At 67.1% G+C, this 13333-nt stretch carries 13 protein-coding genes; 8 read left to right on the top strand and 5 right to left on the bottom strand.

Features of this window, described 5'->3' with window-relative positions; all coding sequences use genetic code 11:
• Nucleotides 1-3: 3 nt before the first annotated feature.
• From HALZIN_RS0109175 to HALZIN_RS0109160, 4 genes are all read right to left on the bottom strand, one after another.
• Entirely contained in the window at nt 4-870 is an 867-nt protein-coding gene (locus HALZIN_RS0109175; RefSeq protein ID WP_031383923.1) for a hypothetical protein, read from the bottom strand.
• A 124-nt stretch (nt 871-994) separates the two neighbouring features.
• The gene (gene trhO, locus HALZIN_RS0109170) at nt 995-1930 is read right to left on the bottom strand and encodes an oxygen-dependent tRNA uridine(34) hydroxylase TrhO (RefSeq protein WP_031383922.1); all 936 of its coding nucleotides are present in this window, start codon (nt 1928-1930) and stop codon (nt 995-997) included.
• Nucleotides 1931-2088: 158 nt separating this feature from the next.
• Nucleotides 2089-2988 (bottom strand): carbon-nitrogen hydrolase, encoded by a 900-nt coding sequence (locus tag HALZIN_RS0109165; RefSeq protein WP_031383921.1) that lies wholly within the window; start codon nt 2986-2988, stop codon nt 2089-2091.
• Between the two features lies 1 nt (nt 2989).
• Nucleotides 2990-4057, bottom strand: coding sequence for an agmatine deiminase family protein (locus HALZIN_RS0109160; RefSeq protein ID WP_031383920.1), 1068 nt, complete (start codon nt 4055-4057; stop codon nt 2990-2992).
• A 191-nt stretch (nt 4058-4248) separates the two neighbouring features.
• Between HALZIN_RS0109160 and HALZIN_RS0109155 the strand changes: the two genes are divergently transcribed.
• Together HALZIN_RS0109155 and HALZIN_RS0109150 are read left to right on the top strand one after the other, a co-directional pair.
• Nucleotides 4249-5490 carry a lipoprotein-releasing ABC transporter permease subunit gene (locus HALZIN_RS0109155; RefSeq protein ID WP_031383919.1) on the top strand — a complete coding sequence of 414 codons (1242 nt, stop codon included), beginning with the start codon at nt 4249-4251 and terminating at the stop codon, nt 5488-5490.
• Entirely contained in the window at nt 5483-6214 is a 732-nt protein-coding gene (locus tag HALZIN_RS0109150) for an ABC transporter ATP-binding protein (protein WP_031383918.1), read from the top strand. Before HALZIN_RS0109155 ends, HALZIN_RS0109150 begins: the two co-directional genes overlap by 8 nt.
• On the opposite strand, the gene HALZIN_RS0109145 is transcribed toward HALZIN_RS0109150, so the two are convergent.
• Complete coding sequence (locus HALZIN_RS0109145; protein WP_031383917.1) at nt 6211-6741, bottom strand: DUF2062 domain-containing protein; 531 nt, start codon at nt 6739-6741, stop codon at nt 6211-6213. The genes HALZIN_RS0109150 and HALZIN_RS0109145 overlap by 4 nt on opposite strands.
• Nucleotides 6742-6842: 101 nt before the next feature.
• Here HALZIN_RS0109145 and HALZIN_RS0109140 point away from each other — a divergent pair, with 101 nt between their 5' ends.
• From HALZIN_RS0109140 to HALZIN_RS0109115, 6 genes are all read left to right on the top strand, one after another.
• Nucleotides 6843-9164, top strand: a complete 2322-nt coding sequence (locus HALZIN_RS0109140; protein ID WP_231663176.1) for a DNA internalization-related competence protein ComEC/Rec2 — start codon at nt 6843-6845, stop codon at nt 9162-9164.
• A gap of 113 nt (nt 9165-9277) precedes the next feature.
• Complete coding sequence (locus HALZIN_RS0109135) at nt 9278-9931, top strand: MotA/TolQ/ExbB proton channel family protein (RefSeq protein WP_231663177.1); 654 nt, start codon at nt 9278-9280, stop codon at nt 9929-9931.
• Nucleotides 9928-10359: an ExbD/TolR family protein gene (locus tag HALZIN_RS0109130; RefSeq protein WP_031383914.1), complete on the top strand. Its 432-nt coding sequence runs from the start codon at nt 9928-9930 to the stop codon at nt 10357-10359. The genes HALZIN_RS0109135 and HALZIN_RS0109130 overlap by 4 nt, the downstream gene beginning before the upstream one ends.
• Nucleotides 10356-12098 carry a lipid A export permease/ATP-binding protein MsbA gene (gene msbA / locus HALZIN_RS0109125; protein WP_031383913.1) on the top strand — a complete coding sequence of 581 codons (1743 nt, stop codon included), beginning with the start codon at nt 10356-10358 and terminating at the stop codon, nt 12096-12098. Before HALZIN_RS0109130 ends, msbA begins: the two co-directional genes overlap by 4 nt.
• Entirely contained in the window at nt 12095-13111 is a 1017-nt protein-coding gene (gene lpxK, locus HALZIN_RS0109120) for a tetraacyldisaccharide 4'-kinase (RefSeq protein ID WP_031383912.1), read from the top strand. The genes msbA and lpxK overlap by 4 nt, the downstream gene beginning before the upstream one ends.
• Entirely contained in the window at nt 13104-13328 is a 225-nt protein-coding gene (locus tag HALZIN_RS0109115) for a Trm112 family protein (protein ID WP_031383911.1), read from the top strand. Before lpxK ends, HALZIN_RS0109115 begins: the two co-directional genes overlap by 8 nt.
• Nucleotides 13329-13333 lie beyond the last annotated feature (5 nt).

Here is a 13333-nt window from a genome sequence, read left to right as displayed (position 1 = left end):
CGCCTATACGCTGCGGTATCGATAGACGCGCAGGCTGGGCAGGAAGACCTCGTCCTCGAGCCGTTCATCGCTGCGGCGTGCCCGCGTCCGGTCCCGGGGTGGGCGCGGTAACGGCTCGTTGTGATGGGGCAGGCGGCCATCCGCTGCCGGGATGAACAGCGGCAGCGGCAGGTTCATGGCGCGTCGCTCGCGGCCATCGGCCAAGGGCTCCTGAAAGAACAGGTTGGCGCGCATGACCGGCGCCTGACGCTGTACCTGGGCCAAGGGTTCGCCATCGGGGATGCCTGCCAGTTGCCTGAGCTGGATGCGCACGTGGGCGGCCTCGCTGTCGAGCGCCAGCAGCTTCTGCTCGGCCTCGCGTACCGTGAGCCGCTTGATCGAACGCCCGCTGCTGTACCAGGCCAGCCTAATCCGCGACAGTGGCGCGTCGGCCACCGGAATGTGCCGCCAGCATTGCTTGAGATGCAACCGCGCGAGACCCTGGCCACGCAGGTGGTCGTGCAACGCCGGGTGGCGAAACGGCAGTACCGCCTTGATTTCCGGAACGAGGATTGCCGCCTGCTGACGGATCTGCGCGAGCAGCGCGGCAAAATCGGCCTTGGTGCGGTTGACGCTGGCCACCGCCTCGAGGAGCGCTTCATCGGCGGCTATCAGCGCCACGTAACTGCGGGTGGTACGGCCGTCCTGACCATCCTGATACCAGAAGTCGAACAGCGCCCGGCGTAGCCAGTCGCTGCCGGGGTGAGGCTCGTCGAGCGCCCACGCCTGGCGGGGGGCGCGCTCATAGAGCGTGGCCAAACCCTCGACGCTTTCGATCAGCCGATCAAAGGCGGCTTCCAGTTCGGCGAGCAGGCGATATTGCAGTTCCATCCTTCGATTGACCTTTTTATACCGTTATCCAAGCCAATCATAGAAGCCGTGAAGAGATCTGTCACGGGCATGATGGTCTAAAAGACGCTATTGCCCCATGGATTGGGAATAGCGCCTCGGCCAGTCAGGCCTGCTCGGCGCGCGGGTCGCGGCCGATCGGATGGGGCTTGCGCCGCGCCTTGGCCAGGTCGATCTGTTTCTGGCGCTCGGCGGCGCGCGCGCGGGTCTTCTCGGGCAGCGCGTCCCAACAATGCGGGCAGCTGACCCCGGGGCGGTACTTGTGCGAGGCGCGATCCTGCTCGGAGATCGGCCGTCGGCAGGCGTGGCATTGGTCGAACTCGCCTTCGCTGAGATCGTGGCGCACGGTGACCCGGTTGTCGAACACGAAGCAGTCTCCCCGCCACAGCGACTGCTGCTCGGGGACCTGTTCCAGGTAGCTCAGGATGCCGCCCTTGAGGTGGTAGACCGACTCGAAGCCTTCATCGAGCAGGTAGCTCGAGGCCTTCTCGCAGCGAATCCCGCCGGTGCAGAACATCGCCACCTTCTTGTGGCGGGCAGGGTCGTAGTGGGCTTTGACGTACTCGGGAAACTCGCGGAACGAGCGTGTCCGGGGGTTGATCGCCCCCTCGAAGGAACCGATCTCGACTTCATAGTCATTGCGGGTATCGATCACCAGCACCTCGGGGTCGCTGATCAACGCGTTCCAGTCCGTCGGTTCGACATAGCTGCCGACCTTGCGATTGGGATCGACCTGAGGCACGCCGAGGGTGACGATCTCGCGCTTGAGCTTGACCTTGGTACGGTAGAACGGATGGGCGTCGCAGTACGACTCCTTGTGCGCGATATCGGCGAAGCGCGCGTCGCGCCCGAGCCAATCGAGCAGGGCGTCGATCCCGCCGCGGGGGCCGGAGACGGTGCCGTTGATGCCCTCCTCGGCGATCAACAGGGTGCCCTTGACGTCGTTGTCGCGCATGACCTCGAGCAGCGGCTCGCGCAGGGCCTGGTAATCGGGCAGCGTGACGAACTTGTACAGCGTCGCCACGACGATGGCTTGACTCATGTCGTTCTCCAGTGGGTCGTCCGCGTAAAGGACGGACCGGATGATGGTTCCGGCCGCCCTCGGGCGGCCAGGCGACTATTTTAAGTCAATCGACGGCGATGACAAACGCAGGGCGGCAACACGCCGCAGCATAGAGGCAGTGATTAAAGGAACGACGCCTAGCGGTCGCGGTAACGCTTGGTCAGGTCGCCATAGGCGTCGATGCGCCGGTCGCGCAGGTAGGGCCACATGCGGCGGACGTGTTCGCTGCGGCGCATGTCGAGTTCGACCAGCAGGTTTTCGGGCACGTCGCCGGCGTGGGCGAGCAGTTCGCCCTGCGGCCCGCAGATGAAACTGCCGCCCCAGAAGTGGATGCCTTCGCTGGCGCCGCTATGATCGGGCTCGTTGCCGACCCGGTTGGCGACCAGCACCGGCAGGCCGTTGGCCACGCCGTGGGCGCGCTGGACCAGCGTCCAGGCGTCCTTCTGGCGGCCCTTCTCGGGCAGGTCGTCGGGCGGATGCCAGCCGATCGCCGTGGGGTAGAGCAGCAGCTCGGCGCCGGCCAGCGCCATCAGGCGGGCGGCCTCGGGATACCACTGATCCCAGCACACCAGCACGCCGAGCCGACCGAGCGAGGTGTCGATCGGCTCGAAGCCCTGTTCGGCGTCGGCGTCGCCGGGGGTGAAGTAGAATTTCTCGTAGAAACCGGGATCGTCGGGAATGTGCATCTTGCGATAGAAGCCGACGCGCCCGTGATGACGATCCATGACCACGGCGGTGTTGTGATAGACCCCCGCGGCGCGGCGCTCGAACAGCGAGCCGACCAGCACGATGTCGAGCTCGCGAGCGAGTTCCGCCAGCCGGGTGGCGGTCGGGCCGTCGAGCGGCTCGGCGAGGTCGAACAGCTCGGCGTCCTCGCTCTGGCAGAAGTAATGGGTGGCATGCAGCTCCTGCAGCAGCACCAGCTCGGCGCCACGCTCGGCGAGCTCGCGGATGCCCGCTTCGCTGGCTTCCAGGCTGCGCGCCTTGTCCGGCCAGGCCTGCTGCTGGACCAGGCCCACCTTGAGGGTCTTTTGCATCTCAACGCTCCTCGTCGTTAGGTGAGAGCCCGGTATCGGCCAGGCTGCCTCGCGGAAGTTGCATGGTCAGGCAGTGTAGACTGCCGTGCTGGCGGATCACACTGCGGCAATCGATGGGGATCACTTCGCGCTCGGGAAAGGCCTCGGCCAGCGCCGCCAGCGCCCGGGCATCGGCGGGGTCGGCATAGACCGGCACCAATACCGCGCCGTTGATGATCAGGAAGTTGGCGTAGGTGGCCGGCAGGCGGTGGCCGTCTTCGGGGTCGAAGCAGGGCCTGGGCCAGGGCAGTGGAATCAGCCGGTAGGGCTCGCCGTCGGCGCGGCGCAGCGCCTCGAGTTCGGCTTCCATGGCGCGCAGTGCGGCATAATGCGAATCGGTCGGATCGTCGCAGCGTACGTAGGCGATGGTCTGCGGATCGCAGAAACGTGCCAGGGTGTCGACATGACTATCAGTGTCATCGCCCTCGAGGTGACCGTGACGCAGCCACAGTACCCGCTCGATGCCCAGCTCGTCGCGCAGCCGCGCTTCCAGCGCCTGACGATCGAGCCGCGGGTTGCGATTGGGATTGAGCAGGCAGGCCTCGGTGGTCAGCAGCGTACCTGCGCCGTCGCTGTCGATGGCGCCGCCTTCAAGTATCAGCTCGCGCGTCTCGACGGGCGCGGCGAACACGCCGGCGGCTTGGAGTCGTGACGTCAGCGCGTCGTCGCGCGCCGCCGGAAACTTGCCGCCCCAGCCGGTGAAGCGGTAGTCGAGTAGCACCACGCGGCCGTCGCGTTCGATGGCGAGCGGGCCATGGTCACGCGCCCAGCTGTCGTCGCTGGGCGCCAGCACGAACAGCAATCGGGCGCGCTCGATGCCCAGCTGGCGAAAGCTCGCCCCCAGGCGTTGGCGGGTGGCCTCGTCGGCGACGCTGATCAGCACGCGCTGATGGCGGGCGATCGTCACGACCATGGCCTCCAGCGTCGCCTCGATGCGTGGCAGGATCGGTGCCCAGTCGCTCTCCGCGCCGGGCCAGGTAAGCTGTATGGCATCCTGGAGGTGCCATTCGGGGAACAGACGCTGTGTCATGGGGTCTCCATGGTGGCTATCGTAGCGGGCGAGCCGCAAGCCGGGCGGCGCAATTGTAGTCGCCGCCGGGGTCGATGCAAGCCTTATCGAACGCGGCGGGCGAGGCGTCGTCCCGGGTCGCTTGGCCCGGCGATGCGTCGCCGCCAAAAAAACCGTACCATGGGTCGCCTGCCGACAAGGAACCGATGTTGATGCTGGATCGCCTCCCCTTTCTGATCGGGCTGCGCTACGTGCGCGCCAAACGACGCAATCATTTCATTTCATTTATCTCGATGACCTCGATGCTGGGCCTGATGCTCGGCGTGGCGGTGCTCATTCTGGTGCTTTCGGTGATGAATGGCTTCGATCATGAACTGCGTACCCGGGTGCTCGGCATGGTGCCGCACACGCGCATCGAGAAGCCGCAGGGCATGAGCGACTGGAAGCCGCTGGCCGAGCGTCTGGTGCAGCGCGAACATGTGCTGGCGGCCGCGCCCTACATCCAGCAGCAGGGCATGTTTTCGGTCGGCGGGCGCAACGAAGGCGTGCTGGTCTGGGGAATCGAGCCGAAGTACGAGAAGCGCGTATCGATCATCGACCAGAACATGCCGCAGGGTAACCTGGACGACCTGACCCCCGGCGACTGGAATGTCGTGCTCGGAGATCTGCTGGCACGCAATCTGGGCGTCGGCGTCGGCGACCAGGTCACCTTGCTGGTGCCCGAGGCCTCGATCACCCCCGGGGGGGTGTTCCCGCGGCTCAAGCGCTTCACGGTCAGCGGCATCTTCAAGGTCGGTGCGGACCTGGATGCGCGGCTGGCCTACGCCAATATCCAGGACATGCAGACCCTGGCGCGGATGGGCGACAACGTGGGTGGGTTGCGCCTCAAGCTCGACGATCTGTTTCTGGCCAGCGACTTGACCCGCGAGATCGTCCAGGATCTGGGCTATGGCTATCGCGGCATCGACTGGACCTATACCCAGGGCAACCTGTTCCAGGCGATTCAGATGGAAAAGCGCATGATCGGCCTGCTGCTGCTGGTGATCGTCGCCGTGGCGGCGTTCAACATCGTCTCGACACTGGTCATGGTGGTCACCGACAAGCATGCCGACATCGCCATCCTGCGGACCTTGGGCGCGACGCCGCGGACCATCATGGGCATCTTCATCGTCCAGGGGCTGACGATCGGCCTGATCGGCATCGTCGCGGGGGTGGCCCTGGGCATCGGGCTGGCGCTGACGGTGTCGGACATCATTGCTGGCTTCGAGGCGCTCACGGGTATCCAGTTCCTCGATCCCAATGTCTATTTCATCAGCTACCTGCCTTCGCAACTGCTGTGGAGCGACGTGGCCGTGATCGTCGCGGCGGCCTTTGGCCTGAGCTTCCTGTCGACGCTGTATCCCGCCTGGCGGGCGGCGCGAGTCCAGCCTGCGGAGGTATTGCGTTATGAATGAAGCATCTCGATCCACACTTTCTGTTTCTGCCGAGGCTGACACGCGTCAGGTCATGCTCGAATGCCGGGGGCTGGGCCGTACCTACCGCGAAGGCCCGCAGGACGTCACCGTGCTCGACGGGCTCGAACTCGCGGTGCGCGCCGGCGAGCGCGTGGCGGTGGTGGGCAGTTCGGGGTCGGGCAAGACCACGCTGCTCAATCTGCTCGGCGGGCTCGACCAGCCAAGTGGCGGCACCGTGCGTATCGCCGGCCAGGACCTGGCCGGGCTCGACGCCGCCGAGCTGGGGCGCTTTCGCAACCGGCATATCGGTTTCGTCTACCAGTTTCACCACCTGCTGGCCGAGTTCACGGCGCGCGAGAACGTCGCCCTGGCGCTGCTCATCCGCGGTCTCAAGCGCAAGGTCGCCGAGGCGCGGGCCGGTGAAATCCTCGCCAAGGTGGGCATGGCGCCACGTACCGACCACAAGCCCGGCGAGCTGTCCGGCGGCGAGCGTCAACGGGTGGCGATCGCCCGGGCGCTGATAACCGATCCCAGCGTGATGCTGATGGACGAGCCCACCGGCAACCTCGACCAGGCCACCGCCTCGAGCATCCTCGCGCTGATGGACGAGCTCGCCGCGACCGCCGCTTGTGCCTTCGTCGTGGTGACCCACGACCGCGGTCTGGCGGCTCATCAGGATCGGGTGTTGCACCTCGATGGCGGGCGCCTGCAGCCGGCGGGCTAGTTCGGTTCGGCGTGGCGGCGCCGCCGGGCACGGCGCTTCCAGCTGCGTGCCACGTGCCAGCGCCATATCAGGCGAATGATCAGGTTGCTGGCGAGTCCCAGGGTTACCGCCGCGACCAGCGAGCCGAGGATCAGCGGAGGCAGGATGTCGGCCATCTTGGCAGCGATCCAGTGAATGTTGATCTGCTCGGGGACGTGGCGCGCCGGGGTGTTCATCAGCCAGGCACCGAGGCGGTAGTTGGCATAGAAGATGATTGGTATGGTCAACGGGTTGGTCAGCCATACCAGGCCCACCGAGAGCGGCAGGTTGCAGCGCAGCAGCCAGGCGCCCATCGCGGCGACGACCATCTGGAAGGGAATCGGCAGCAAGGCGCAGAACAACCCGACCATGAAGGCATTGCCCACCGAGCGGCGAGTCAGCACCCATAGCGTGGCATTGCCGATCAGGCCGCTCATGAAGCGCAGCGAGCGGTTGCGCTTGAGAACGTCCGGGTGGGGCATGTAGCGCTGTAACAGGCGGCGCGGCATGATCTCGCTCGCTGGCTCGGGTTACGGCTATTATCCATGGTTGGTTGGCGTCCTGCCATGCTCGATCATTGGGAGGTTCCACGCACATCCCCGATCTTCGCTTGCCCCCCGTCGGCCTGGCGCCGCCCCTGGCCAGCGCCGCTATCCTGGGCGGCCTGCTCGGTACGCTGGCATTGCCCGGGCTCCTTGGCGGCCTGGCGCTGGCCCTGCTGATGGCCCTGGCCGTGCGACGTTACCGCCTGGCGCTGCTGATCGCCGTGCTGGCCGTGAGTGCCGGTCAGGTGCTGCTGGCACGCGGCTCGCAACTGCCGCAAGGACTGTCGCGCGCCGATTTGACGACACAGGTCCGGATTCTCTCGTTCAGCGACGAGGGGCGCTTCATGCGACTGCGGCTGGCCGTGGAGGCCTGCCGGCCGCGCGAGTCCGAACGGCCGAGCTGTGCCGCGCTCGACCAGGTACGGGTCAGCTGGTACGACCCGCCGGCGCTGGCAGTGAACGATCGCTGGCGGCTGACGCTGCGGCTGCGTCCGTCGGCCGGCTTTGCCAACCCGGATAGCTTCGATTACGGCGCCTGGCTGTGGCGCGAGGGCATCGATGCTACCGGCTACGTTCGCGATGCGCCGCCACCGCAGCGCCTGGCCGTGGGTCGGCCGGGGGTTCGCCAGACGGCGCTCGGTTATCTCGACCGGCATGTCGACGACCCGCTGGCCCGACGTTGGCTGGCGGCCTTGACGTTGGGTGCGGCCGAGCGGCTCGATAGCGCCGACTGGGAACTGCTCAATGCCACCGGTACGACCCACGTCATGGTCGTCTCGGGCCTGCACGTCGGCCTGGTGGCGGCGCTGATGCTGGGGCTGACGCGCGGTCTGGCCCGGTTGGTCACACCCCGGCGCTGGCGGCTGGCAACCTGGCCCTGGTGGTGTGCCGCGGCGGCGGCGATCGGCTACGCCTGGTTGGCGGGACTCGAGCCACCGGCCCTGCGGGCGATGATCATGACCCTGATCGGGCTATGGGTCGCCAGTGGGCGGCACGCACCCGGCCCCTGGCAGGGCTGGTGGCTGGCGCTGGCGGTCATCGTGTTGCTCGACCCGTTGGCGCTGTGGCGTCCCGGGCTGTGGTTGTCCTTCGTTGCCGTGGGCCTGCTGATCGTGATCTGGCAGGGGCGCACGCGACCCAGCGGTGGCCGGGGTTGGCTGCTGGCGTTGCTGCGCACGCAAGGCCTGCTGGCGCCGCTGATGGCGGCGGCGGTACTGCTGGCCTTCGATCGGTTGGCGCCGGCGGCGCCGCTGGTCAACCTACTCATCGTGCCTGTAGTGGGCAGTCTGATGGTGCCGCTGGGGCTGGCTGGCTGGTTGCTGGCCTGGGTGCCGCCGCTGGCCGAAGGCCTCTGGCAGTTGTTCGCGCTGCTGGCCCACGCGCTGCAGGCGCTGCTGGTCTGGGGCGAAAGCGTGATGCCGTTGTGGCAGCCACCGGCTTGGCAGGCCTGGCCGCTGGCCCTGGGGTTGGTCCTGCTGACGGCATTGTGGGCGCTGCCCGGAGTGGCGCGCACCCCGCGTTGGGTCGGTAGCGCGGCACTATTGCTGATGGCCATGACGCTGACGCCGCCGAATATTACGACCGGTACGCTGCAGGTGCGTGTCAACGACGTCGGCCAGGGGCAGCTGTTGGAGCTGCGTACGGCAAATCACCGCTTGCTGTACGATACCGGGCCGCGTTTTCGCTCCGGCTTCATGCCGCTGGAAACGCTCTGGCCGCCTGGCCAGGCCTTCGATGCGGTCATCGTCAGCCACAGCGATCGCGATCACGCCGGCGGCATGGCGGCGCTGCGCGAGTTGCACGATGTCGGACGCTGGTACTCGCCGGGCGTTGTCGGGCTGGGCGTGGACGATCGTGCCTGCCGGGCGGGTAGCCGTTGGCGCTGGGATGGGGTCGAGTTTCGTTTCCTGGGGCCCCCGGCGGGAGCCGACCTGGCCGGGCGCGAGTCCAACGACCGCTCCTGCGTGTTACTGGTCGAGGCCGGCGATCAGCGTCTGCTGGTCAGTGGCGATGCCAGCGCCGAGGTCGAACGACGCCTCGCGGAGGCTTTGCCGGGCCCGGTCAGCGTGCTGGTGGCGGGGCATCACGGCAGCCGCAGCAGCTCGTCGCCGAGCTGGGTCGCGGCCAGTCGGCCTTCGCATGTGGTGTTCAGCGCCGGGCGCGACAATCCGCTCGGACATCCGGCGGCGAGCGTGGTGCGGCGCTTCCGCGCCGCCGGCAGTTGCCTGTGGAATACCGCCACGGACGGCGCGGTGACCTTCCGGCTGGGGGGCCAATCGGCGCATCCGGTGGCTGTCGAACGCGAGCCGGCGGGCTGGCGTGGCGGTGTCGATGGGCGCTGCCATGCGGTAGAATCGCCGTACCGGGACGCCTTCGCGCAAGAGTAGCTTAGCTGCGTTCGGGGTGGTTGCGTTCGGACCCGTGTGGGTGGCTCTCGAGGAACAGGCAGGGCAATGATGGAGCCGCGGATAGATCGGCTGATGACCGGGAGATGGGCTGAATGAACATGTACGACGCTTTACTGGCCGGCGGCCTGTTGATGCTGCCCCTCGTGGGCTGCTCACTGTTCGCGACGCTGATCATCCTCGAGCGGTTGTGGAGCCTGCGCATTGCGCGGATCGCTCCGCCACATCTTGGCCAGGAGGTCTGCGAGCTGATCCAGCAGGGGCAGGTCAACCTCTACTGGCTGGAGAGCCACTCGCCACTCGGCGGCATTCTCGCGGCGGGGCTGCGCAATGCCCGGCTGGGTCAGGACCAGGTACGCGCCCGGCTCCAGGAGGCGGCGACCGCGGTGATCCACGACATGGAGCGCTTTCTCAGTCCGCTGGGGACGATCGCCTCGATCACCCCGCTGATCGGTCTGCTGGGCACGGTGGTGGGGATGATCCAGGTCTTCGCGGTGATCGTTTCCGCCGAGGGCGCCGAACAGACCGCCGAGCTCGCCGGCGGCATCTCCCAGGCCTTGGTGACTACTGCCGCAGGGCTGACCGTGGCGATTCCGGCCTTGATGTTCCACCGCTATTTTCAGCGGCGCGTCGAGGACATCACGGTACGCATGGAGGAGCAGGCCGGGCAGGTGGTCGAGTTTCTCGCCCATCATGGCAGCGAGCTGACACTGGCCGAGCGGCGCGACCTGCGTGGAGCGCGCCCATGAAGTTCGCTCGACGCCACCGGGAGCCGGCAGAGGTCAATCTCACGCCGCTGATCGACGTGGTATTCCTGCTGTTGATTTTCTTCATGGTCTCGACCACCTTCGAGACGCGCGAGGCGCTGGAGCTGACGCTGCCGGCGAGTGAGAGTGGTGCACCCGTCAGCGCTTCGCCGGTGACCGTGGTGGTGACCCGCGGCGGCGACTACCGGCTGGACGGTCGAACCTTCACGGCCACCGAGATGCTGCGCCAGGCGCTGAGTGAACGCGCCGGCGTGGCCCGCGAACAGGGGCTGGTGGTGGAAGCCGACGGTCAGGCCAGCCACGCGGCGGTGGTCGGAGCCCTCGACCAGGCGGCCGCGCTGGGTATCCAACGCGTGCGCATCGCTACCCGCGCGCCGTCAGAACCTCTCAACCAAGCGGAGACGCCGTGACCCAAGCAACCAGCTGGACCCTCTATCGGCGCTTGATCGGCTATGTGCGCCCGTACTGGAAGTACTTCACTGCGGCGTTCGTCGGCTACGCAATCTACGCCGCCTCGAGTACTGCGCTGGCCGAGATGATGAAGCGCCTGATCGAGGGCATTCAAAATCCCGATGCCGCTTTTCGGCTATTCCTGCCGCTGTTCGTGATCGGCATGTTCGCGCTGCGCGGCGTGGGGACCTTTCTCGGCACTTTCTACATGAGTAACGTGGCGCGTAACGTGGTGCATTCGCTGCGTTGCAGCGTGTTCAATCACATGCTCCACCTGCCCGGGCGCTTCTTCGACTCGCACTCGAGCGGGCACCTGATCTCGCGGGTCACCTATCACGTCGAGCAGGTCACCGGCGCAGCGACCAATGCGATCACCATCATCCTTCGTGAAGGCCTGTTCGTGATCGGTCTGATCGGCTATCTGCTGTGGACCAACTGGCTGCTGACCATGCTGTTTCTCACCGTGACGCCGCTGATCGGGCTGGCGGTGAGTTATGCCAGCAAGCGTTTCCGGCGCATCTCGCGACGCATCCAGCACTCGATGGGGGACGTCACCCATGTTGCCTCCGAGGCGCTGACCGGCTACAAGGTGGTGCGCACCCACGGTGCCGAGGACTACGAGAAGCGCCGCTTCGCCGCCGCCAGCGCCTATAACCGCGATCAGAGCCTCAAGGAAGCGCTGACCAAGGCGACCAGCACGCCGATCATCCAGTTGCTGGTGGCGATGGCGCTGGCCGGCCTGGTGTGGCTGGCGATGGCGCCGAGCCTGATGGCCAACATGACGCCCGGCGAATTCGTCGCCTTCATCACTGCTGCTGCGTTGATGGCCAATCCAATCAAGCAGCTCACCGACATCAACTCGGTCATCCAGAAGGGCCTGGCGGCCGCCAGCGAGCTGTTTCGCCTGCTCGAGGTGCCGGTCGAGATCGATGAAGGGCGGCGCGAGCCCGCGGCAATCGCCGGACGAGTCGCCTTCGAGGGCGTGCATTTCGCCTACGGCGACGATCAGCCCGACGTGCTCAAGGGCATCGATCTGCACGTCGAGGCTGGCGAGATGATCGCCATCGTCGGCCGCTCGGGTAGCGGCAAGTCGACACTGGTCAATCTATTGCCGCGCTTCTATCGGCCGACCCGGGGCCGCGTGACGATCGATGAGGTGGCCGTCGAGGACTATCGCCTGTCGCCGCTGCGTCGTCAGATCGCGCTGGTCTCGCAGCAGGTGACGCTGTTCAATGCCTCGGTCGCCGCCAACATCGCCTACGGCGTGCCCGATGCCGATCGCGAGGCGGTCGAGGTCGCGGCGCGGGCGGCCTATGCCGACGAATTCATCGCCCAATTGCCGCAGGGCTACGACACCGTGGTCGGCGACAACGGCGTGATGCTGTCCGGCGGCCAACGCCAGCGCCTGGCGATCGCCCGGGCGATCTTCAAGGACTCTCCATTGCTGGTGCTGGATGAAGCGACCTCGGCGCTGGACAGCGAATCCGAGCGCTACATCCAGCGTGCGCTGGAGGAGGTCTGCCGCGGACGCACCACCTTCGTCATCGCCCACCGCCTGTCGACCATCGAGCGCGCCGATCGTATCCTGGTGATGGAGCAGGGCCGGATCGTCGAGAGTGGCAGCCACAGCGAGCTGCTCGAGCGCGAGGGCGCCTACGCGTCGCTCTACCGGCTGCAGTTTCAGGAAGCGGCGGCATGAGTCGGCTGAGCGAGGCCTGGTATCGCGACGCCGCCTGGCTGCAGACGCTGCGACCCCTGGCCTGGCTTTACCGCCAGGTGGTCGGCGCCCGCCAGCGAGCCTACGCGGCAGGACGCAAGACCCGGTGGCGCTCGCCGGTGCCGGTGATCGTGGTCGGCAACCTGACCCTGGGCGGCACCGGCAAGTCGCCGCTGGTCGCCTGGCTGGCGCGCTGGCTGGCGGAGCAGGGCTGGCAGCCGGGCATCGTCTCGCGCGGTTACGGCGGCGATGCGCCGCGTTATCCGCTGTACGTCAACGTCGACAGCGATGCCGCGCAGAGCGGCGACGAGCCGTTGATGCTCGCCCAGCAGACCGGGCTGGCGGTGGTGGTCGATCCCGATCGCCCGCGCGGCGCGCGCAAGCTGATCGCCGCCGGTTGCGATATCGTGATCGCCGACGACGGCCTGCAGCATCTGGCGCTGGGCCGCGATATCGAACTGGTGGTGGTCGACGGCGCGCGCGGCTTCGGCAACGGCCATTGCCTGCCGGCGGGGCCGTTGCGCGAGCCGCTGGAGCGTCTGCGCACGGTCGACGCGGTAATAATCAACGGCGCGCCGACGGTGGCGGGCTTGCCGACCGGCGGGTATGCCATGACGCTGGCGCCGGCGCGCTGGCGGCATCTCACCGACGGCGTCTGCTATCCGGTCGAGCAGCTGCCGTTCGCCGGGCGTGTGCACGCGCTGGCGGGGATCGGCCATCCGCCGCGTTTCTTCGCCACGCTCGCGGCGCTGGGCGTCGAGCACGACGCCCATCCGTTGCCCGACCATCATCGCTATAGCGCCGGCGATCTGTGCTTCGCCGACAATCGTCCGGTGGTGATGACCGCCAAGGACGCCGTCAAGTGCCGACGGTTCGCCAATCAGCGCTGCTGGGCGCTGGATGTCGAGGCCCGGCCGGAGCCGGCATTCGTCGCCTGGCTGCGCGACCGGCTCGAAACCCTACAACCCGCGACCTGCGAGGTAACTCATGGATAAGGAACTGCTGGCCATGCTGGTCTGCCCGCTTTGCCAGGGCAAGCTCAAGTACGACCGCCAGCGCGGCGAACTCAAGTGCCACTTCGATGGCCTGGCGTACCCGATCCGCGACGACATCCCGGTGATGCTCGAGGAAGAAGCGCGCGTCATGGATGTCGACGAGAAGCTCCACAAGCGCGCCGGCCCCGGCGATGCGCAACCGGGGGCAGCGTCTTGAGTCGG

This window comes from Halomonas zincidurans B6, assembly GCF_000731955.1.
GTDB classification, from domain to species: Bacteria; Pseudomonadota; Gammaproteobacteria; order Pseudomonadales; family Halomonadaceae; genus Modicisalibacter; species Modicisalibacter zincidurans.
Note: the sequence above shows the minus strand (reverse complement) of the source record. Positions and strands in the feature narration are given on the sequence as shown.